General features: G+C 68.7%; 24 protein-coding genes and 1 pseudogene. 14 read left to right on the plus strand and 11 right to left on the minus strand.

The features are described 5' to 3' along the window. Positions 1-8: 8 nt before the first annotated feature. A complete protein-coding gene (locus AAF143_RS11060; protein ID WP_255010222.1) occupies positions 9-860 on the plus strand; it encodes a hypothetical protein in 852 nt (283 codons plus the stop codon). 38 nt (positions 861-898) lie between these two features. Here AAF143_RS11060 and AAF143_RS11065 read toward each other — a convergent pair whose 3' ends face one another. Next, positions 899-2,644 (minus strand): protein adenylyltransferase SelO, encoded by a 1,746-nt coding sequence (locus AAF143_RS11065; RefSeq protein ID WP_255010313.1) that lies wholly within the window; start codon positions 2,642-2,644, stop codon positions 899-901. A 132-nt stretch (positions 2,645-2,776) separates the two neighbouring features. Here AAF143_RS11065 and AAF143_RS11070 point away from each other — a divergent pair, with 132 nt between their 5' ends. The 4 genes from AAF143_RS11070 (at position 2,777) to AAF143_RS11085 (ending at position 4,905) form a co-directional block, all read left to right on the plus strand. Continuing rightward, positions 2,777-3,049, plus strand: a complete 273-nt coding sequence (locus tag AAF143_RS11070) for a DUF3303 domain-containing protein (RefSeq protein WP_255010223.1) — start codon at positions 2,777-2,779, stop codon at positions 3,047-3,049. 507 nt (positions 3,050-3,556) lie between these two features. After that, positions 3,557-3,937: a hypothetical protein gene (locus AAF143_RS11075; protein ID WP_414027022.1), complete on the plus strand. Its 381-nt coding sequence runs from the start codon at positions 3,557-3,559 to the stop codon at positions 3,935-3,937. Positions 3,938-3,963: 26 nt separating this feature from the next. Further along, on the plus strand, positions 3,964-4,155 hold the full coding sequence (locus tag AAF143_RS11080; RefSeq protein WP_255010237.1) for a hypothetical protein: 192 nt from the start codon (positions 3,964-3,966) through the stop codon (positions 4,153-4,155). An 84-nt stretch (positions 4,156-4,239) separates the two neighbouring features. Then, positions 4,240-4,905 carry an SDR family oxidoreductase gene (locus AAF143_RS11085; protein ID WP_255010316.1) on the plus strand — a complete coding sequence of 222 codons (666 nt, stop codon included), beginning with the start codon at positions 4,240-4,242 and terminating at the stop codon, positions 4,903-4,905. 15 nt (positions 4,906-4,920) lie between these two features. Here the strand turns inward: AAF143_RS11085 and AAF143_RS11090 are convergent. After that, positions 4,921-6,350: pseudogene (locus tag AAF143_RS11090) on the minus strand (NAD(P)/FAD-dependent oxidoreductase). A gap of 132 nt (positions 6,351-6,482) precedes the next feature. On the opposite strand from AAF143_RS11090, the gene AAF143_RS11095 reads away from it, so the two are divergent. The 5 genes from AAF143_RS11095 (at position 6,483) to AAF143_RS11115 (ending at position 8,790) form a co-directional block, all read left to right on the plus strand. Next, complete coding sequence (locus AAF143_RS11095; protein ID WP_255010240.1) at positions 6,483-7,091, plus strand: PCC domain-containing protein; 609 nt, start codon at positions 6,483-6,485, stop codon at positions 7,089-7,091. Next, positions 7,088-7,540: a hypothetical protein gene (locus AAF143_RS11100; protein WP_414027023.1), complete on the plus strand. Its 453-nt coding sequence runs from the start codon at positions 7,088-7,090 to the stop codon at positions 7,538-7,540. The genes AAF143_RS11095 and AAF143_RS11100 overlap by 4 nt, the downstream gene beginning before the upstream one ends. Positions 7,541-7,633: 93 nt before the next feature. Continuing rightward, positions 7,634-7,873, plus strand: a complete 240-nt coding sequence (locus AAF143_RS11105; protein ID WP_255010245.1) for a hypothetical protein — start codon at positions 7,634-7,636, stop codon at positions 7,871-7,873. A 78-nt stretch (positions 7,874-7,951) separates the two neighbouring features. Further along, the gene (locus AAF143_RS11110; protein WP_255010247.1) at positions 7,952-8,275 is read left to right on the plus strand and encodes a hypothetical protein; all 324 of its coding nucleotides are present in this window, start codon (positions 7,952-7,954) and stop codon (positions 8,273-8,275) included. Between the two features lie 167 nt (positions 8,276-8,442). Further along, positions 8,443-8,790, plus strand: a complete 348-nt coding sequence (locus AAF143_RS11115; protein ID WP_255010250.1) for a PilZ domain-containing protein — start codon at positions 8,443-8,445, stop codon at positions 8,788-8,790. Here the strand turns inward: AAF143_RS11115 and arfB are convergent. Both arfB and AAF143_RS11125 read right to left on the minus strand, forming a co-directional pair. Continuing rightward, the gene (arfB, locus tag AAF143_RS11120; protein ID WP_414027024.1) at positions 8,787-9,131 is read right to left on the minus strand and encodes an alternative ribosome rescue aminoacyl-tRNA hydrolase ArfB; all 345 of its coding nucleotides are present in this window, start codon (positions 9,129-9,131) and stop codon (positions 8,787-8,789) included. The genes AAF143_RS11115 and arfB overlap by 4 nt on opposite strands. Positions 9,132-9,249: 118 nt before the next feature. After that, complete coding sequence (locus tag AAF143_RS11125; RefSeq protein ID WP_255010253.1) at positions 9,250-9,564, minus strand: hypothetical protein; 315 nt, start codon at positions 9,562-9,564, stop codon at positions 9,250-9,252. 89 nt (positions 9,565-9,653) lie between these two features. Here AAF143_RS11125 and AAF143_RS11130 point away from each other — a divergent pair, with 89 nt between their 5' ends. Further along, positions 9,654-10,208, plus strand: a complete 555-nt coding sequence (locus AAF143_RS11130; RefSeq protein WP_255010255.1) for a PAP/fibrillin family protein — start codon at positions 9,654-9,656, stop codon at positions 10,206-10,208. A 42-nt stretch (positions 10,209-10,250) separates the two neighbouring features. Here AAF143_RS11130 and AAF143_RS11135 read toward each other — a convergent pair whose 3' ends face one another. Continuing rightward, a complete protein-coding gene (locus AAF143_RS11135) occupies positions 10,251-10,544 on the minus strand; it encodes a hypothetical protein (protein WP_414027025.1) in 294 nt (97 codons plus the stop codon). Positions 10,545-10,595: 51 nt separating this feature from the next. Here AAF143_RS11135 and AAF143_RS11140 point away from each other — a divergent pair, with 51 nt between their 5' ends. Further along, complete coding sequence (locus AAF143_RS11140; protein ID WP_414027026.1) at positions 10,596-11,000, plus strand: gamma-glutamylcyclotransferase; 405 nt, start codon at positions 10,596-10,598, stop codon at positions 10,998-11,000. A gap of 116 nt (positions 11,001-11,116) precedes the next feature. Here the strand turns inward: AAF143_RS11140 and AAF143_RS11145 are convergent, their stop codons facing one another. After that, positions 11,117-11,338, minus strand: a complete 222-nt coding sequence (locus AAF143_RS11145) for a DUF4115 domain-containing protein (protein WP_414027027.1) — start codon at positions 11,336-11,338, stop codon at positions 11,117-11,119. A 112-nt stretch (positions 11,339-11,450) separates the two neighbouring features. Next, complete coding sequence (locus AAF143_RS11150) at positions 11,451-14,168, minus strand: glycosyltransferase (protein WP_414027028.1); 2,718 nt, start codon at positions 14,166-14,168, stop codon at positions 11,451-11,453. Positions 14,169-14,594: 426 nt separating this feature from the next. Here AAF143_RS11150 and AAF143_RS11155 point away from each other — a divergent pair, with 426 nt between their 5' ends. Next, positions 14,595-15,674, plus strand: coding sequence for a sirohydrochlorin chelatase (locus tag AAF143_RS11155; protein ID WP_255010317.1), 1,080 nt, complete (start codon positions 14,595-14,597; stop codon positions 15,672-15,674). A 379-nt stretch (positions 15,675-16,053) separates the two neighbouring features. Beyond that, entirely contained in the window at positions 16,054-16,371 is a 318-nt protein-coding gene (locus AAF143_RS11160; protein ID WP_414027029.1) for a DUF2811 domain-containing protein, read from the plus strand. Positions 16,372-16,550: 179 nt separating this feature from the next. Here AAF143_RS11160 and AAF143_RS11165 read toward each other — a convergent pair whose 3' ends face one another. The 4 genes from AAF143_RS11165 to AAF143_RS11180 form a co-directional block, all read right to left on the minus strand. Continuing rightward, complete coding sequence (locus AAF143_RS11165; protein WP_414027030.1) at positions 16,551-16,748, minus strand: GMC oxidoreductase; 198 nt, start codon at positions 16,746-16,748, stop codon at positions 16,551-16,553. Between the two features lie 94 nt (positions 16,749-16,842). Next, positions 16,843-17,508 carry a hypothetical protein gene (locus AAF143_RS11170; protein ID WP_414027031.1) on the minus strand — a complete coding sequence of 222 codons (666 nt, stop codon included), beginning with the start codon at positions 17,506-17,508 and terminating at the stop codon, positions 16,843-16,845. Continuing rightward, complete coding sequence (locus tag AAF143_RS11175; RefSeq protein WP_414027033.1) at positions 17,505-18,194, minus strand: FAD-binding protein; 690 nt, start codon at positions 18,192-18,194, stop codon at positions 17,505-17,507. Before AAF143_RS11175 ends, AAF143_RS11170 begins: the two co-directional genes overlap by 4 nt. Continuing rightward, complete coding sequence (locus AAF143_RS11180; protein WP_255010276.1) at positions 18,194-18,385, minus strand: hypothetical protein; 192 nt, start codon at positions 18,383-18,385, stop codon at positions 18,194-18,196. Before AAF143_RS11180 ends, AAF143_RS11175 begins: the two co-directional genes overlap by 1 nt. Positions 18,386-18,483: the final 98 nt, after the last annotated feature.

Here is an 18,483-nt window from a genome sequence, read left to right on the forward strand (position 1 = left end):
TTCACCGGATGGTTGGGGACGTGTGTGCTGCCGACGGAGCGCGGCTCGAGCCTGTGGTCGGTGTGGCGGATGTCTGGCGCTGCCCGACCTGTGGACACCGAACGGACGAAGCCGGCGACGGACGGCTCGGTGACGGGTTCGACGTCAACCACCGGCAGTGGGGCCTGCGCGGGGATGTGCATGCCTGGCAGGCCATGCGTGAGCTCGTCAGGGCGACACCCACGCCGAACGATCGCGGTGCGGTCCGTGCGGCCTACGTCGATGCCCTGCGTCGCGTGGCCGACGTCGACATCGATCAGACCGATGAGCGGGTCGTGCACCGGCCCCACCTCGACCATGGGGGGATGTCCGGCGGATCGCTCGACGTCGAGTGGTGGCGGTCCAAGGGCATTCCACTGCTCGTCGAGCGGGCGCTGCAGCGGCGTCCCCCGTTGCGATCGCCGTCCACGCGACGCCCCGGCGGCCATGGGATCGACATCGTCGTGTGGACGATCCTGCTGGCGATTCCGGCAGCGTTGGTCGGTGGCGGAGGGTTCCTGCTGCATCAGCGCTTGGCCGGCACGCGCGTCGAGGCCAAGGTGCTTGCGTGCAACACATCGGGAGCGATCATCCGTGGAGCGTCCACGTATCGCACTGAGTGCATCGCCCGGTGGGAGATCGGCGGTCGGCTCGTGATCGGTGGGTTCACGGGGGGTAACGGGGAGGCCGACGTGGGCAGCACCATCGACGCAACGGTGCGCGGCGACACCGCCTACAGCCGGTCGCTTGGTCTCCCCGTCATGCTGATCGCCATGGGACTGCCGTTCCTCGCGCTTCCCGTGCTCGCGATCCGCACGAGAGTGCGGAGCCGGATCAGCTGACCAGCTGCGTTCTGGGGATGGTTCAGGGGTTGATCGGCTCAGGACGAACAGCTGTAGTGGGACACGCCTCCGGCGTTGAAGAATTCCCTGGGCTTCAGGCGGTCGTACCTCGCCGCCAGCTCCGCGGATGGCTCGTCGTAGGGATAGCTGAACACCTCCTGCAGCTCCTGGACCAGGTTGAAATCACCTTGCGCCGCCTGTTCATAAGCCGGTGCAATGAGCCATTCGCGCCAGGTGATCGCGGGGTTCACCTGTTTCATCGCTGAGGATGTCTCGCCGAGGTCGCCGTTACGCGTGATCTGATCACGCCAGCGTTGCAGCCATTGCGTCCATTGGGCATCGAGCTGCTCTGAACTGGGCAGGTAGAAGCTCTCTTTCAAGGTGGAGAGTTGATCTGGAATCTCAGACAGCCGGCGGAAGAAGATCGTGTAGTCCGCCTTGGAGAGCACCATCAGCTCCAGCAGCTCGTTCACCAGCGCGGCGTCGTAGCGAATCAGGCCGAGCTTGCTGGCCCACATCGCCTCGATCTCCTGGCGCATCACTTCGGCGAAGCCGTCGCGGATCTGATCCAGCTTTGCCACTGCCTCGGTGTTGCCCTCGAGCAGTGGCCGGAGGGCAGCCGAGAACATCTGGTAATTGGCTTCGGCCGCCACCGGTTGGTTGAAGAAGCAGAAGTGCTCGCCGCCGCCGGTCCAGGGCTGAAAGCGGGGATCGAACAGTTCGCAGAAGCCGAAGGGTCCGTAGTCGAGGGTGTAGCCACCGGCGGCGCAGTTGTCGCTGTTGAAATTGCCCTGGCAGTAGCCAACCCGCATCCAGTTCGCCACCAGTGCGATGAGCCGCCCGCGAAACAATTCCGCCAGCTCAACCACCTGATCGCTGAAATCCAGACTCGGATCAATCTCCGGCCGGTAGTTCCGCTCGATCAGGTGCTGAACGATCATCCGCAGCTCGTTCAGCGCATCCGGATGGGCCTCGCTGCGGGCGCGACGGGCGAACAGCTCCAGCTGGCCCACCCGCAGAAACGATGGTGCCACTCGTGTGGTGATCGCCGCAGGGTTGTCCACCAGGATGTCGGGATCGAACGAGCGGGAGTTCGGGGAGTACCAGGGCCGGCGCACGGTTTCAGACCCAGACACCACCAGGGTCAGGGATCGTGAAGTGGGCACCCCCAGGGCGTGCATGAACTCCTGGGCCAGAAACTCGCGCACGCTGGAGCGGAGCACGGCGCGTCCATCGGCCCCGCGGCAGTAGGGGGTCGGGCCACCGCCTTTCAGTTGCATCTCCCAACGCCTGCCGTTGAAGACACCTTCAAACACGGAAATGGCCCGGCCATCGCCGTAGCCGTTGCCGGTTCCAAACGGGCACTGCTGGATGTACTCCGTGCCGTAGATCGAGAGGGCATACCCGGTGGCCCAACCCAACGGTCGCATCGGCTCCCGCGCCACCGTGATGTCGCCGGAAAACAGACGGCGGAACTGGTCGTCCTGTGCCAGCGCATCGCTCAGGCCCAGCTCGCCAAAGAGGGTTCTGCTGTGCGCCACAACCTCCGGCGCTGGAAGTGGGGTTGGTGTCACCGGCACGTAATGACCGGAGAACACCTGGCGGGGCTGGTGGTCGCGGCCATCACCCGTCGCCTGGGGATCCGCCTGCAGGGAATCCAGCAGCGAATAGTCGGCCCGTTGGGCAAACTCCGCGAACGTTGTTGTCAGAACTGCTGCCGGCACTGTTGTCGTCACGGGTCTCTCGGGTGTTGGGCGGCCTGGCCCTGACGTTGAGGTCATCATCCTGGCGAACCTGTCGTCCTCGGTGTCCTGCCGGTGGGGAGGAGCGGCAAAGGGCGATCCGCTGGCGCCTGCAGCGATCACTCTGCGTCAGGCCGTACAAGATGAATCGAGAACCCTCCTTGCAAAAGAACCATGAAATTCATGATCACCTGGACGATCTCGCCCTCCCACTACAGGGCCACCGTGGAGCGTTTCCTGAGCACCGCGGCCCCCGATGTCGACGGGCTCACAACCGTGGGCCGCTGGCACATGCCCGGATCCTCCCGCGGCTGGCATGTGGTCGAGGGGTCTGCCGAGGCCGTGGCCACCCTCGAGGCGTTCTGGGGCGATCTGCTGGAGATCCAGGTCTTCCCGGTGCTCGAAGACGCCGAAGCGGCTCGCAGCCTGGCGTCCCAGGCGAGCTGATCGCTGAATCACCCTGACGCCGTTCCACCAGGCCGGTGGCGGCGAGCGGGGGAATGGTGGGACGCACGGTTCCTCGGGCACCAAGTGGTGTCCGAGAGCGCCATGGAGACCAGAACCTTCCGGGCAGCCGATGGAGATCGCTGTTGACGCCGGCGATGGAGACGCCCCAGCCCTGCGTCAACGTTCTGGAGTGATCCTTGTCGCCACAGAGCCGGCAGCCGCTCGGTGACCCAAGGCGCCCGTGTCCTGGCAATGTTTCTGCAGATCAAGTTCCCGGAAGTCCCGCTTGGAGTCCTGCCTTGAAAGCCATGCCCACCATCCATGGCTTGATGCCATGGGCCGCCCTGCTGTTGATGGCTGGGCCGATCACCGCCCGGGCGGCAGGCGCCCCCGGCTTCCCCTGTGGCGCTGAAGTTTGCCGATCAGACCTACCTTCATCGCTGGTCATCGAACCACCAGCACGAGTTCACACCTGTTGGCCAGGAAGACCTGAGTCGCTGGACGGACATGGTCACCATCAACACCTACCCAGGGGTGAGCGATGGTGAAGGGCTGGCTGATGTGGCCAACCGTGTACTGGGCAACTACACGCGCAACAAGGCCATGGTGCTGCGCACCGATTCGATTCCCCGCACCCCCGCCAGGCCCGCTGAACACTTGATCGTGGTCGTCTTCCCCGCTCGCGACACCATCGAGGCCGTCTTCGCCCGGTTGAGGATGGCCGACGGCCGCGGCACCGCGGTGATCTACAGCCACCGCCTCTATGGAGGCAAGGCGGGGGAGGCCATGGCGGCCTGGCTGAAGGCCCATGGAACCACCTTGGAACGTCGTTTGATGGCCCTCCAGGAGGTTCCCTCCCACCGCATCCTCGAGCCCGCCAGCCGTTGAACAGGAACCAACCCGGTGCCTGGCGGGTGGAAATCGGCAAGAGCAGCGAATGGGATGCCCACCACCCATGGGCGGCCGGGCGGCGGAAGCAAATTCTCGAGCGCATCGCAGCAGAGGTGGTGCGTCAGAAGGCGCCCAGCTGCAGCGCCTTGATCGGCGAGCCGCCGGGTTTCATCACGATCAGGCAGCGCCCCGTGCAGCGTGCATGGCTTCGATGAACGCCCGGCCCAGATGTGCTGCCCAGAGGCCACCGGCCGGGTTGGGATGAGAAGGTGCGGGGGTCCGTCCCGATCTTCACGGCCATGGCCACCTACCTGATCACCGGCGCCAACCGGGGCATCGGCACCGAGTACTGCCGCCAGCTCAAGGCCCGGGGCGACACCGTGATCGCGGTCTGCCGCAGCTCCTCGCCGGAGCTGGACGCCCTCGGGGTGCGGACCCTCACGGGAGTGGACATCACCTCCGCTGACGCCATCGCCGGCCTGGTGGAACGGCTCGATGGCCTGCCGATCGACGGCCTGATCCACAACGCCGGCCTCCTGGAGCGCACAAGCCTGGGGGATCTCGATGTCGAGAGCCTGCGGCGCCAGTTCGAGGTCAATGCCCTCGGCCCCATGCGGCTCACCCATGCCCTGCTGGGCCATCTCCATGTGGGCTCCAAGCTGATCCTGATGACCAGCCGCATGGGCTCGATCGCCGACAACAGCTCCGGAGGCTCCTATGGCTACCGGATGTCGAAGGTGGCGCTGTGCATGGCTGGCAAATCGTTGGCGATCGATCTCCAACCGCGTGGCATCGCCGTGGCCCTCCTCCACCCCGGGCTGGTGCGCACGCGCATGACCGGCTTCAGCGCCCAGGGCATCTCTGTGGAGCAGGCGGTGCAGGGCCTGCTGGAGCGCATCGATGCCCTCAGCCTGGAGACCTCCGGCACCTTCTGGCATGCCAACGGCGAGGTGTTGCCCTGGTAGAGCCTGCCCGCCCCCTCAGCCCCCCAGCACCGCCGCCTCGGGCTCGCTCTTCCCACTGGACCTGGCCCGCTCCAGGCCCACATCCACCCCCAGGTGCTGGTCAGGCCGGCCGGTGATCAGCAGGGCCCGGCGCTGGCGGGTGGCGATCTGCCACAGCCAGCGGCTGAGCAGGGTGATGCGGTTTTCGGTGTCGGGGATGAAGGCCAGGTGGGCCACCCCCCAGAGCAGCCAGCCGGCCAGGCCGGTGAGCCGCAGCCCGCGCAGATCGGCCACCGCATAGAGCGGCCCGATCACCGCCATCGTGCCGAGGTCGTTCCAGCAGAACGCGGCACTGTCGCGTCCGGCCAGTCCGTTGAGCAGATCCCTGGCGACCCAGGCGCCCATCTGCACCGCGGGGCCCGCCATCCCCGGCAGGGGCGCCCCGTCGCTGGTGTGGCGGTAACAGCAGAGATCCCCCAGCACCCGCACCTCCGGGTGGCCGGGAATCGAGAAATCCGGTTCCACCAGCACCCGCCCGCCCCGGTCGGTGGCGCAACCACTGCGCTCCGCCAGCAACTTGCCCAGCCGCGAGGCGCGCACACCGGCGGTCCAGCAGATGGTGGCGGCCTGCAACAGCTCGGCGGTCGGCTCGCTGGCGCTGCCCTGGTTCGAGCCGGAGGGTTTGAGCCGCACGGTGCCGGGCTCGATCGCCTCCACCATCGTGTTCAGCCGCACCTCGACGCCGTTGGCACGCAGGTAACCAGCCGCGGAGGCCGAAAGGCTGGGATGCATCGCCGGCAGCACCCGGTCCACCGCATCCACCAGCACCACCTGGCACTCCTGCTCCTGGAGTTGCTTGAAATCGCGGCGGATGGCGGAGCGCATCAGCTCCACCAGGGATCCGGCCAGTTCGCAACCCGCCGGGCCGGCCCCCACCACCACCACCGAGAGCAGGAAACGGCGCCGCTCCGGTTCGGTGCACTGCTCGGCCTCCTCCATGGCCATCAGCAGGCGCCGGCGGATCTCCTGGGCGTGCTCGAGGATCTTCATCGGCGGCGCCAGGGGGCGCCATTCCTCATGGCCGAAGTAGGCCGTGCCGGAGCCGCTGGCCAGCACCAAGTGGTCGTAGCCGTAGCGCTGGTCGTTGAACACCACCTCCCGCCGCTCCAGGTCAAGGTCCACCACCTCCCCGAGCAGCACCTGCACGTTGCGGGCCTGGCCGACCATCTGGCGCAGGGGCGAGGCCACGTCGGCGGCGGACACCAGACCCGAGGCCACCTGGTAGAGCAGCGGCTGGAACAGGTTGAAGTTGCGCTTGTCGATCAGGGTGACGCGCACAGGTTGACCGGCCAGGGCCTGGCAGACGCGCAGCCCGGCGAAACCGCCGCCCACCACCACCACGTGGGGGCACCTGCCAGCTCAGGGGTGGGGGACTCGAGTTCGAGAAAGAAACGTTCCGCTGCCATCCGCTCCGGCTCGGAAACAGTGCCTCAAACCGTAATCAGGTGAACCGTTTTCGGGGACGCCGATGGGGTTCTCCGCACAGGAGCGTCCCCTCACCCCCATAACCTGGGCCCGAGTCCATGCCCGTTTCAGCGATGCGATCCGTGCCGCTCCAGCTCGCACCCGGCACGGATGTGCGCCGTGCGCTCGAACAGCTGGCCCTGCAGGAAAAGGCCAGCGGCTTCGTGCTCGGCGTGGTGGGCAACCTCTCCCAGGCCGCCTTCCAGTGCCCGGGTGCCCAGCAGCCGACGCTGATCCTGGGCGAGCTGGAGATCATCACCCTCCAGGGCACGCTCGCGCCCAGCGGAGTGCATCTGCACCTGAGCGTCTCCGATCCGCAGTGCCAGGTGTGGGGCGGCCACATCGAACCGGGCACGTTGGTGCTCAAGGGAGCCGACCTGCTCGTGGGCCTGCTCGATGGTCCGCTGCCCACAAGCGCGGCGGCGGCGGCAGTGGAGGCGGCGGTGGCGAACGCCGCACCCCTAGGTGGGCCGCGCGTGGAGATCGCCGTGCTCTCGGGGTGCCCCTACAGCGCACGGGCCCTGCGCATGCTGCGCACCCTGGGCATTCCCTTCCAGGTGATCGACCCGGTCGCCCCCGGCCCCCTGCCCCAGGTGTTCATCGACGGGAAACTGATCGGCGGCTACGACGCCTTCGCCGAGCTCCAGGGCCAGGGCGCGCTGGAGGGGCTGCGCCAGGGATGAGCCTCCTGCGGCTCTCCACCGGCGAGGGCTGCGGCCTGGTGATCGGCGCCTACCCGCCGTTCCGTTATGACGCCCGAGGCGGTGGCGGCCTGGGAGAGCTGGGGCCAGCGAATCAGGCGGGGCTGCAGGCGCTGGAGTTCGACCCCACGGCCCTGCCAATCCCGCCGCTCACCTGGCGCACCACGCGCTTCCTCGGTCTGCCCCTGCCGCCAGGGCTCTCGATCGCCATCGAAGCGGAGCAGCTGGCCGGCAGCCTTGATTCCGCCACGGGCACCCTGGCCCTGCACTTCAAGGCCCGCTTCCACTTCGCCATCGGCTCCGTCTACCGCGCCCCGGCCCTGCAGGTCGACACCCAGCTCAGCTCCGGGGCCGTGAGCAGCCGCCGGCACCAGCGCAGCGGATCCCCCTGGCGGCCGATGGCTCCGCTGTGCTCGTTGGTGTGGCGATGATTCCCCCAGCGGCGAGGCCTGGCTCGATCGCTTCCTGGGTCTACCCGATGAGGCCCTGGCCGTGCTGCGCTGCCGCCTCACCCCCGCCGCCCGATGACCCCCACCTTCCAACGGATCGCCCTGCTGCTGGCCTGGGCCCTGATCTGGGGCACCGGCGGCTCCCTGATCGACGCCGGGCTGATCCAGGCCGGGGTCTATTCGCTCGAAACCGGCCAGCTGGGCACCGCCACCACCTTCGCCCTCTGGACCCTGGCCTGGGGCCCCCTGGGGCTCTGGCTCTACCGGCGGCTCAACCGCCCCGAGGATCCGCCGGAGGAGCCGCCCCAGGGGTGACACCAGCCAATCCCCTGCCCGACCCGTGGCGCGAACAGTACAGACGTACTAGCCTGCTGGCAGCATTCCCCGTTCCCCATGGCGCCCGCGCTTCTCGATGGCGGCCCCCTCGGCGCCGTGTCCCTCAAGCCCGGCCAGATCGACCCCGCGGTCGAGCCCCTGCGCAAGGCCCGGCCCCAACGCTTCCGTGATGCCCGCCCCGGCCACCTGGCGGTGGTGGCCATGGCCGGCCGCCCCTGGTTCATCGGCCGCGTCAGCGATCTCGACCGCGGCCATCGGGCCGCCCAGTCCTTCGCCCGGGTGATCGACATCGACACCGGCGAAATCCAGCGCATCCCCGCCCCCTGGATCGTGGAATTGCTGGGCGACGCGGCCCAAGCGGGGCCGTCTATGGGGCAGTGATGCCTTCGCCAGGTGGCTTGGGTGCAGCGCTGGAAGGGGTTGAGCCGCCGAAGGATTCGCTCCGGACAGGGCTACTCAGTCCCGCTGACATGCCTTACCTTCAGGCCAAGGAATGACCGTTCCGCCGAAAGGCTGAATCAATCCTTTCCTGTGCTGCAGATCACCCCTTGGCCGAAGCATCGGAAACCCCGGACTATCCCCTTCGCCAGAAGCGGCAGCGCCTGCCGTCCTCCATGGCGCGGGTGGATGCCACCTTCTTCAGCCCCAATGGGAAAAGCATCCACGGTCGGCTCTGGGACATCAGCCCCACCGGCGCCGGCCTCCAGTTCAACCACGACGTGACGATCGCCGAAAACACCATCGGCCGGCTTGTGCTTGAGCACAGCTACAGCAAAGCTGAACTGGAGCTGGAGGTGGAGGTGTGCTGGGTCGCGCACGGCCCCTCGTCGTCGCTGATGGGCACCGTGTTCTCCAGGACGCTCAAGCTGGGAACGTTCCTGGACCAATACCTTTAATCCCCCTCCTCAGGCCGCCTGGCCCGGCCCCGGTTGCCCTTGATCCGGGCCCTGAGCCGCTTAGCCATGAGCCGCCGCTCCACCGAGCCCTTCGAGGGTCGGGTGGGTCGGCGCGGCGGCGGCGGCGGGCTGATCGCCCAGCGCAACAGCTCCTGCAGGCGCCGCAGGGCGACCTGCCTGTTGAGCCATTGGGAGCGCTCCTCGCTGGCCGTGATCACCACCGTGCCCTCCACCAGCCGGCCCGCCAGGCGCTGCAGCGCCCGCTGCTGGAGCGCCCGTGGCAGGGCCTCCGAGGCTTCCAGGGCAAACACCAGTTCCACCCGCGAATCCGTGGTGTTCACCCCCTGCCCCCCGGTCCCGAGGAGCGCGAGAAGCGCCAGGCCAGCTCCCGGGCGGGAATCGTCAGCGTTTCGCTCAGTTTCAGATCGCCCGCCATTCCTCCCCCACGGTCTCAACCGCTCAAGGCTGAGCGGAGTGTTCACGCTTGTTCAACCGCTTCACCGCCAGTGCCGCCTCCGTGGCCGTCACCGCGGCCACCAGCAGCAGGCCCCCGAGGCCGATCAGTTGGTTCTGCTGCTTGGCCATGGCTTCCGCCCCCTGAGCCAACAGCGCTCCAAGCACGAACCAGGCACTGGTGACGGCCGAGGTGATCCAGTAGGCCTTCCAGCGGCGTTGGTAGATGTATCCGGTGCCCAGGCCCGGCACCACGTTCAACAGCGCCGCCACCCAGCCTGATGAGGCGGCCAGGATGGTGTCTTGGCTGGGTGTCGTCACAGGATCGCTGCGAATGCCCTGAACTCTGGCGACACCCGGCCGCCACTGTTGCCATCACGGTTGCCATGAAGGTTGCGAGGATGGTGACCATGCCCCCTGATCCAAGCCTCCGCAGTCAGCTGCTCATCGCCCTGCAACGCCCCGAGCGGGCCCCGAGCGGGTCCATCCGCACCCTGATCGAAGCCCTGGAGCGGGAGCAACCGGCCGACCTTGATCAGCAGCTCGATCAGCTGGCGGGGGTCTGGGAGTTGCGTTGGAGCAGCGGGCCCAGGCCCGAACGGCTCCTGGGACCCTGGGCCCAGAGCCTGCAGCTGCTCGACCCCGCCCAGGGCCGCGCCTTGAATGTGTTGAGGCTGAGCGGGCTGGATGGCCTGGGGCAGATCACGGCGTCGGCCGCGATCGAGCGGATTGGCCCGCGGCGACTGAGTGTGCGCTTCGAGCAGGTCGGCTGGAGCGGTCCGCGCCTCGGAGGCCGGCGGCTGGATCTGCTGCGAAGCGTGCGCCAGAGCTTTCCCGCCTGGCTCGATGTCACCGTGCTGGATCAGGAGCTGCGCATCTGCCGAGGCAACGCCGGCAGCCTGTTTGCCCTCACCCGTCTGCCGCTGGAGCTCAGCGCATTCCCATGGCCGAGCGGATCTGGTTGAGGCAGAGCTGACCACTGGAGCAGGTGTTGATCAGACGGCCGTTCACCTGGGCCAGCGGAGTGCCCAGGGGTGGTGCGGCCGCCTCGGCGGGGGCGGCGCTCCCCCTCCGCTGGCCGAACTGCCTGAGAAACCAGCGGGAGCGAAGGACGACGGCTGGCTGCCGTTGACGGCCGCGCGGGCTGCGCTGAGGGCGCCGGCGTATTGGGGCATGGCCGTGTTGTTGAGCGCTCCCTGGGCCGCCCCGGCGGCGGTGACATCGAGCAGGGTCTGGGCCTGGAGGGGCGCACCCCAGCCCAGGAGCACCAACAGCAACAGCGGCAGCGGGCGGTGGGTCACAGGGCGGGTGTGGGGCGCAACAGTGAGCTTCAACCTAGCGGCGCTCTCCGCATGGATCCGGTCTTCGTCTACGGCACCCTCAAACGCGGCCAGGTCAACCACCACTGGCTGCGGGGTGCCGCCTTTCTGGGGCGCCGGCGCCTGGGCGGTGCCTGTCTCTACGACCTGGGGCCCTACCCCATGGCCGTCCCCGGAGACGGCCTGATCCATGGCGAGCTGTTCGCGGTCGATGGCCCGGGCCTGCTGCGGCTCGATGGGCTTGAGGATGTGCCCCTGCTCTATCAGCGCCACCGACGGCCCCTCGCTGACGGCACCCTCGCCTGGACCTACCTCGGCCAGGCGCCCCAGGTGGCCGGCCGAGCGCTGGTGCCCTTCGCGGACTGGGGCAGCACACCGGTGTTCCTGAGCGAGCCGATCGCCCACCAGGATCCCCCTGACGGTGTTGGCGGCGGATAGGCGCACGGGAGTGGTGCAGCATCTTACGCCGGCTGAGCTGCGGCGCTGGGAGCGCCAGGGGCTGCAGAGCCTGCAGGTGAGCGGCCCAGGTGGTGAGAACTTCCTGGCGCTGGCTCCTACGGCGCCTTGATCGGCAACGAGATCACCTGCTCGATCCGCCCCAGCAACCGAGGGGGCGCCCCCGCAACCTGCACCGTCACCAGATCCGGGCGGCCGGCCAACACCTTGAGACCCGCTCCGAGGGGAAGACGGCGCTCCCCCTTGAACAGCCCCCAATAGAGCTGGTTGCCCCTGGCGTCCTGCACATCCAGCCAACTCACCCCGCTGGCCTTGAACACCACCTGGGGGATGGCTCGCTGCTGGCGGGGGCATCACTGGCCGGGCCATCGCTGGCAGGAACTGTGCTGGCAGGGGACTCGGCGTCCTGCAGGGGCGAGGCCGTCTGGGGCCTCAGTCGCTGCAGGCCAACCACCACCGCTGCCGCCAGCAGCGCCACCCCCAGCGAAAGTCCCAGCAGGCCTGCGCCCCGGCGCAGACGCCCAACGGAAAACCCCTGGGGCAGCCATTGGGGCAGCACCCAGTGGCGCACGGTGATCGCCTGCTCGCCCCCAGTCCCTCCGACGCCACCGATGGCTCAGCTGCCCGGGCTGGCGCGGCTGGCGAACTCTGAGCCGCCGGAGGTCCGGGCGGGCGCGGCGGCAACTCAACCTTGGCGGGGGCGGTCCCGCCGGCGGCGGGCAGGGCCGGGCGACCGCCTGGGGGTTCGCCGCTGCCCAGGACGTGGCGCACCTGGTCCAGCAACAGTTGGTTTTCCTCCGCGATCAGCCGCTGTTGATCCAGCAGCGGTTCCAGGCGTTGTTCGAACTTGCGCTCGAACATCTGCGGCAGTTCCCCCAGCAGACCCTCCAGGTCCGCCAGTTGGGCGCGTGCCTCATCGAGTTCCCGCTGCAACGCCTCGATCTCCTGCGGGTCATCCGAGGGCTGGTCATTGGATCGGTCCTCGGACAAAGGTTGCTCCCCTCCTGCTGCGCGTTGGAATCTGCTGACCAGGAAGCTGGCCTGCGGCTCGGCCCGAACCCGGCTCGAAACCGTGCGGAAAGTCAGATTAACGGGCCCGCGCCGCCCTGCCCTGACGCCGACACCTGAGCGGTTCGGTGGTTCTGAGGCAACAGGCTGCGGTGGAACCAGCCGCCTCCCCCAGGGGTGACACCAGCCGCAGGACCGCCGCCAGCAGTGCCCGGGGCTCGAACGGCGCCTGGCGGGTGGGCCAGAGGCCACAGCGGCGGTAGAGCTCCCGTTGCAGGGCTTGGCGGGTTTCGCCCTCCAGGCCGTGCCAACGCCCCCCAGCCGCACGCCGCCGCGCCCCGCCGGATCCAGCCGCTCCACCCGCAAGGCCAACCGCGTCGCCTCAGGAAGGAGACCCACCAGTTCAAGAATCGCCCCTAGCCCTGGGGGCGCCGCGCCGGAGTCAAGCCGCAGCTCGACCCCCTCCTCCCCGATCGCCCGCAGCCGGGCCGCCCAGGTGCTGGCCCCATCGCCCAGGCTCACGACCTGGTCGCGGGCGAACCAGGGGGCCGCGCTCTGGGGCAGGCGGTCCCAGCAGGTGCGCAGGGCCAGCAGCAGCAGCAGCACACTCAAACCCGACCACACCAGCCCCAGGGCCTGGCCGGCGGGGGTCAGGGCGGCAACGGCAACCTCACGCGCCGGATCAGCCCCGATCACCAGGTGCACCAGGTTGAGCAGCTGCGCCGCCAGCAACGCCAGCAGTGGAACCAGCAACCAGGGCTCGGGGCCAGGTCGTCGGCCTGGACTGAGCGCCTTGGGGGTGACATGGAACCGTTGCGGGTGGCCGAAGCCGGTGGCGAGCACGGCCGCGGTGATCGGCACCAGGAAGATCCAGCGGTAGAGCTCCGGCATGAGGGCGGAGCGGGAGCCGCGGCTGAACCAACCCAGCAGCAGCAGCTGGCCCAGGTAAAACGGCAGGGCGATCCCCAGCAAGCCGCCGGCGCTCAGCCGGATCGGCACCACCCCCAGCAGCCCCAGGCTCAGGGGCATCAGCAGCAGCAGCAACTGGGGGATCACGTTGAACCAGTGCTGGATGCCCTCCAGGTAGGCGAGGCGCTGCAGCGGGCTGAGCCCGGGGATCGTGAGCGGGTTGGCTCCGGTGCGCAGGGTCTGCAGGGTGCCGCTGGCCCAGCGGCTGCGCTGGCGTGCCATGGCCGCCGCCGTCAGCGGGGCCAGGCCGGCGCTGAGCTTCTCGTCGAGGTAGAGGTTGCGGTAGCCGGCGGCGGTGATCCGGATGCCGGTGGCCAGATCCTCCGAGGCGGTGCCGGTTTCGAAGCGTCCCACCACCTCCAGGGCCGAACGGCGCACCACGAAGGAGGTGCCGGCGCAGACCACCGCCCCCACGGCCGCCCGGGTTGGCTCGATCCAGCGGTAGAAGCTCTCCTCATCGGGCATCAGCCAGCGCTCCAGGCGCAGGTTGCGCATCACCGGATCGGCCGTCATGTACGACTGGGGGGTCTGCACGAAGCCCACGGCCGGGTCGGCGAACAGCCCCACCGTGCGCCGCAGGAAGGGCTCCAGCGGCACCACATCGGCATCGAACACCACCACCAGCTCGCCGTCGGCGTGCCCCAGGGCGTGGTTGAGGTTGCCCGCCTTGGCGTGGATCCTGTCGGTGCGGCTCAGGTAACGGCAACCCAGACGCGCGCACAGTTGCTGCAGCTCCGGCCGGCCGCTGTCATCCAGCAGCCACACCCGGTGGTGGGGGTAGTCGATCGCCAGGCAACCGCGCAGGCAACGCTCGATCAGCTCCGGCGGCTCGCCGTAGCTCGGAACCAGCACATCCACGCTCGGCCAGGCGGGCTCCCCAGGCCCCGCCGGCGGCGGAGCGTTCGGCTCGGCCAGCGGCCGATGGGGAAACCAGGTGAGGCCCAGCTGCAGGAAGCCATTGGTCAGCAGCACCAGCTCCGCCACCAGCATCAGCAGGCTCAGCCCAGCGGCCTCCGGTGTGGCCAGGTTGAGGGTGGAGCTGAGCCGCCAGAGCAGATAGCGCAGCCCCAGCAGGGCCAGCACCACCACCGCCGATCGCCGCGCCGCCAGGGGCTGGCTGGCCTCAGCGCGCCAGGAGAGCCCCAGGGCCCAGACCAGCACCGCCAGCAGCACCCAGGCTTCGGCGCCACGGGGGCCAGGGCGGCCACCAGCAGGGGCAGAGCCCCCCAGAGCAGATAGGGCAGGGAGGTGATGGGAGATCGCTCCATTGGAGACTGATTCCTACCGGCGACGGGACCGACTGGATGGGTTGAGGCTCAGGGCTTGAAGCTGTCCAAAACCTCGGCCGTTGCGAGACAGCTCAACGCGGTTGAGCGGCTCGAACGAGCCGAGGCGGGTTCCCGGTGATGTAACCAACCGTAAAGCCAATGCAACGAAACATTGAGCGCCGATGGCTGGGCGGGTGGCGGCGGCAGGCCCACCCAGCCCTGGCAAAGCGATAGGTTCCCATCAGCACGGCCTTCCCATGGTTTCGCCCCCGCGCAGCAGGCGCTCTCCACCCTCTCCGCCTCCGCTCAAGGCGGGGCTCCGATCGGCGTGATGATCTGCGGCCATGGCAGCCGCAACCGCCTGGCGGTGGCCGAGTTCGCCCAGCTGGCCGAGGGCCTGCGCCGCCAACTGCCCCAGATCCCGGTCGAATACGGCTACCTGGAGTTCGCCCGGCCGATCCTGCGGGATGGCCTGGAGCGCCTGCGGCAGCAAGGGGTGGGCCGGGTGCTGGCGGTGCCGGGGATGCTGTTCGCCGCCGGCCATGCCAAGAACGACATCCCCTCGGTGCTCAACACCTACGCCGCCGAGACCGGGCTGCAGATCGACTACGGCCGCGAACTGGGCATCGACCTCAAGATGATCCAGGCGGCCGGGGCGCGCATCCGCGAGGCCCTTGATCGCGCCCCAGTGGGACCAAATGGTCCCATCCCCCTGCACGACACCCTGCTGGTGGTGGTGGGCCGCGGTTCCTCCGATCCCGACGCCAACTCCAACGTCGCCAAGGTGACGCGGATGCTGGTGGAGGGCTTCGGCTTCGGCTGGGGCGAAACGCTCTATTCCGGTGTCACCTTCCCGCTGGTGGAACCGGGCCTGCGCCACGTGGTGCGGCTGGGCTACCGCCGCATCCTGGTCTTTCCCTATTTCCTGTTCTCGGGCGTGCTGGTGAGCCGCATCCGCCAGCACAGCGAGCGCGTGGCGGCCGAGCATCCCGAGGTGGAGTTCCTGCCGGTCGACTACCTGGGGGATCACCCGCTGGTGATCGACACCTTCATCGAGCGGGTGGAGGAGGTGGTGCGGGGCGACACCAACATGAACTGCTCCCTGTGCAAATACCGGGCCCAGGTGCTCGGCTTCGAGCGCGAGGTGGGCGCCCCCCAGGAGAGTCATCACCACCACGTCGAGGGGCTCTGTGAAGCCTGCGACCTCTGCGAGAACGAGTGCACCGGCGCCTGCCAGAGCGACGGCGTTCCGATCCCGGTGGCCGGCCACGACCACGGGCCTCACCACAGCCATGAGCACAGCCATAGCCATGCCCACGGCCCCCACCATCCGCCCTACCCCCACGCCGATCACCCCCTCGGACCCCGCAGCCTGAGGACGAACCCACCGGAGCAGGAACCGCCTTCCTGAGCCGCGCGGGCGGCCCACCCAAGCGTCTCGATCTCGCCCGCGTCTCAATGGACACAGCGCCGATCAGTCCTGCCTATCAATGGGGGGTTTCCACAGGCTCCGGGTGTTTTCCCCAGCTCAAACGGGGTTTTTCCACAGTTCAAGCCACCTGAAGGGTTGCTGGGCCAAGAGCGTTGGGGATTTCCCGATTTGGCACCAACGGAACTTGACAGCCACGCGCCATCGACCAAGGTCCGGGGCGCCCAGCACTGACGCCATGCAAGTCCCCTGCGCTGGAAGCCATCTCATTTTGATGCGACGTGCGCTCAGAAGAGACCTCCGCTTTGACGCCTCGGGGCCTGTTGTGTCTTTCTTAGGGGGTAGTCACGGACGGCAGACCTTGGACGGCGTTGGCGGGGTTGATGGGATGGAGCAGACGCCAAGGAACCAGGAACGTGACCACCTTTCCCGTTGCATCGCCCGCCAGACGGCTGATAAGCCCGCCGTTCCGGACGCCGCCAGCGTCAGCCTGGAAGCCGAGGTTCCCGAGGTCCTGTTCGATGGCATGCGGGAGTTCATCCAGGCTCACCCCCACTGGGATCAATACCGGGTGATGACCTCGGCCCTGGCCGGGTTCCTGTTCCAGAACGGCTGCACCGATCGCACCGTGGCCCAGCACTACCTGCACGGCCTGTTCCGGCGCCAGGGCCAGCCCTGAGCTCAGCCCTGGGACAGGGAACGCATCAACCTGCTCAGGCACAAAAAAAGCGGGAGGCTGAACTCCCGCTTTGGATCTCCCTTGCCCGACCCGTTGAAGGTCGCCCCCAGAGTGTGCGGCTTCTCGCCGGTGGGAACTGTGGTCATCGACACCACAGGAGCCGTTCGATGTCGAAGTGCTCACAGAGCCTTGAGCTCACCGCTGCGCAGGTCCGCGGCAGCCCGCTCGCAGGCCCGCCAGGTGATCGCCATCTCCGTGAGCGTCGGGCTCTGCCAGCCGGCGCTGGGCCAGCAGGCCCCATCCACCACAAGCAGATTGGGGGCCCGCCAGCAACGGTTCCAGGGGTCGACGACACCCTCGTTCTCCGTCGCCGCCATCGGCGCGCCTCCGAGCTCATGGATGTAGTAGCCGGGGGTGGGGCCTCCGGGGCCAGGGCGATGCTGCGGCGCAGCAGTGGCTCGATCAAGGGCATCAGGAACAGGTCTTCGAGCGGACGGATCTCGCCGCCGGCGGCCGCCACCACCTCCCCCATGCGCCGGTGCATGTGCGCCACCATCCGCTGTTCGTTCTCGCCCCAGGCGCAATCGATGTGGGCGATCGGCAGGCCCCAGGCATCGCTGCGGGCGGTGTCCAGGCGCACATGGTTGCGGGGTCACTCAGCATCTCCCCATGGCCGATCAGGAAACCCACGGCCTCGCTGCGGCGGCGCTTGAGCATCCCGGGCGGATCGAAGCGCTGCACGGCACCCCAGAGCCCATAACCGCGCAGGAAGGGCAACCCCTCGCGCGCCTCGAGATTCACGGTGTTGGGGATGAAGACGCTGCCCGCCCCCGAGAGCTCCTGGGCACGGGGGGCGGGCTGATCGGGCAGGCGAAAGAAACGGCTGCTGGAGATGTGATCCATCAGGCCATGGCCCAGGCCCCCGGAGGGATCCACCAGGCCGCCGGCGCGCTGGTCCTCGCCGGAGGCCAGCAGCAGCCGCACGCTCTCGATCGTCGAGGCGCACAGCACCACCAACGGAGCCGTTTCGCGCCGGCGCGTGCGGCTCAGGCGCTCGACATAGACCACCGCCTCGGCGCGGGATCCGGAGCGATCCAGCTCCACATGGCTCACCACCGCATCACTGCGCACGCTCACCCGGCCGGTGGCCAGCGCCCGCCCCAGGCAGCCCCCTGGGAGCTGGAGGCCGGCCAGCCGGCGCGGGCACCACCCCGGTGCAGGGCAAAGCCACGGGAATGAATGAGAGGCAGCCGCAGCTCCTGGTCGATCGCCCCCTGCAGATGCACTTCAGCTGGGGTGAAGGGCAAGGGCGGGCCGTAGTCGCCATCCGGTAACTGGGGCAGACCATCGCGGCCGCCGCGCACGCCCAGCAGCCTCTCCAGCCGGGCGTAGTAGGGAGCCAGGTGGTCGTGGCCGATGGGCCAGCTCGGGCCATGGCCATCGCGCTCGCCGGCCTTGAACTCGAGATCCGACAACCGCAGGGTGATGCCGCCCCAGGTGAGGCTCTTACCGCCCACCTGCCGGCCCCGGGTCCACAGGAACGGCCGCTCCGACGGGGTGCCGTAGGGGTTCTCGCCCTCGTCGACGAACAACTCGGGATTGGCCTTCCAGTAGCCGGGGTGGCTGGCCTGCCGTTTCTGGGCTCCGCTGGTGAGTTTGGCCAGCCGCCGCACGGTGTTCAGCGGTTCGGAGCCCAGGGCCCGCTCGACGCTCAGGTTCGGGCCGGCCTCGAGCACCAGCACCTGCAGACCGGCCTCGGCCAGCACCATGGCCGCCACCCCGCCGGTGGCGCCGGAGCCCACGACGATCGCGTCGAAGGGCATCAGGAGGGGGTCACCTGCCGATCCGTGCTGGGTGTGGCGCTGGGGGTGCGGGCCCCCAACAGCTCCAGGGTGGCCAGGATCCCATCACCGATCAGATCGATGCTCAACCACACCAGCACCGCCATCACCAGCAGCGGGTGCGTAGCGGAGCGCTCCGGAGCCGCTGGGGAGGGTGCGTCCGTGATCTCCATCGCAGCCGAGTTCTGGTGGAAGAGTTTGGGGACGAGGTTAGGCCAGCCCCATGGGCGCAGAGGCGCACGAGAGGGGTCGATTCACAGCCAATTCTCAG

Source organism: Cyanobium sp. ATX-6F1, assembly GCF_047395825.1.
Taxonomy (GTDB): domain Bacteria; phylum Cyanobacteriota; class Cyanobacteriia; order PCC-6307; family Cyanobiaceae; genus ATX-6F1.

Excerpts from the sequence above, each read along its gene's own strand:
- AAF143_RS11060 (WP_255010222.1), top strand. The coding sequence starts at position 9 with ATGGTTGGGGACGTGTGTGCTGCCGACGGAGCGCGGCTCGAGCCTGTG.
- AAF143_RS11065 (WP_255010313.1), bottom strand. The coding sequence starts at position 2,644 with ATGATGACCTCAACGTCAGGGCCAGGCCGCCCAACACCCGAGAGACCC.
- AAF143_RS11070 (WP_255010223.1), top strand. The coding sequence starts at position 2,777 with ATGAAATTCATGATCACCTGGACGATCTCGCCCTCCCACTACAGGGCC.
- AAF143_RS11075 (WP_414027022.1), top strand. The coding sequence starts at position 3,557 with ATGGTCACCATCAACACCTACCCAGGGGTGAGCGATGGTGAAGGGCTG.
- AAF143_RS11085 (WP_255010316.1), top strand. The coding sequence starts at position 4,240 with ATGGCCACCTACCTGATCACCGGCGCCAACCGGGGCATCGGCACCGAG.
- AAF143_RS11095 (WP_255010240.1), top strand. The coding sequence starts at position 6,483 with ATGCGATCCGTGCCGCTCCAGCTCGCACCCGGCACGGATGTGCGCCGT.
- AAF143_RS11100 (WP_414027023.1), top strand. The coding sequence starts at position 7,088 with ATGAGCCTCCTGCGGCTCTCCACCGGCGAGGGCTGCGGCCTGGTGATC.
- AAF143_RS11105 (WP_255010245.1), top strand. The coding sequence starts at position 7,634 with ATGACCCCCACCTTCCAACGGATCGCCCTGCTGCTGGCCTGGGCCCTG.
- AAF143_RS11110 (WP_255010247.1), top strand. The coding sequence starts at position 7,952 with ATGGCGCCCGCGCTTCTCGATGGCGGCCCCCTCGGCGCCGTGTCCCTC.
- AAF143_RS11130 (WP_255010255.1), top strand. The coding sequence starts at position 9,654 with ATGCCCCCTGATCCAAGCCTCCGCAGTCAGCTGCTCATCGCCCTGCAA.
- AAF143_RS11140 (WP_414027026.1), top strand. The coding sequence starts at position 10,596 with ATGGATCCGGTCTTCGTCTACGGCACCCTCAAACGCGGCCAGGTCAAC.
- AAF143_RS11155 (WP_255010317.1), top strand. The coding sequence starts at position 14,595 with ATGATCTGCGGCCATGGCAGCCGCAACCGCCTGGCGGTGGCCGAGTTC.
- AAF143_RS11165 (WP_414027030.1), bottom strand. The coding sequence starts at position 16,748 with ATGGCGGCGACGGAGAACGAGGGTGTCGTCGACCCCTGGAACCGTTGC.
- AAF143_RS11175 (WP_414027033.1), bottom strand. The coding sequence starts at position 18,194 with ATGCCCTTCGACGCGATCGTCGTGGGCTCCGGCGCCACCGGCGGGGTG.
- AAF143_RS11180 (WP_255010276.1), bottom strand. The coding sequence starts at position 18,385 with ATGGAGATCACGGACGCACCCTCCCCAGCGGCTCCGGAGCGCTCCGCT.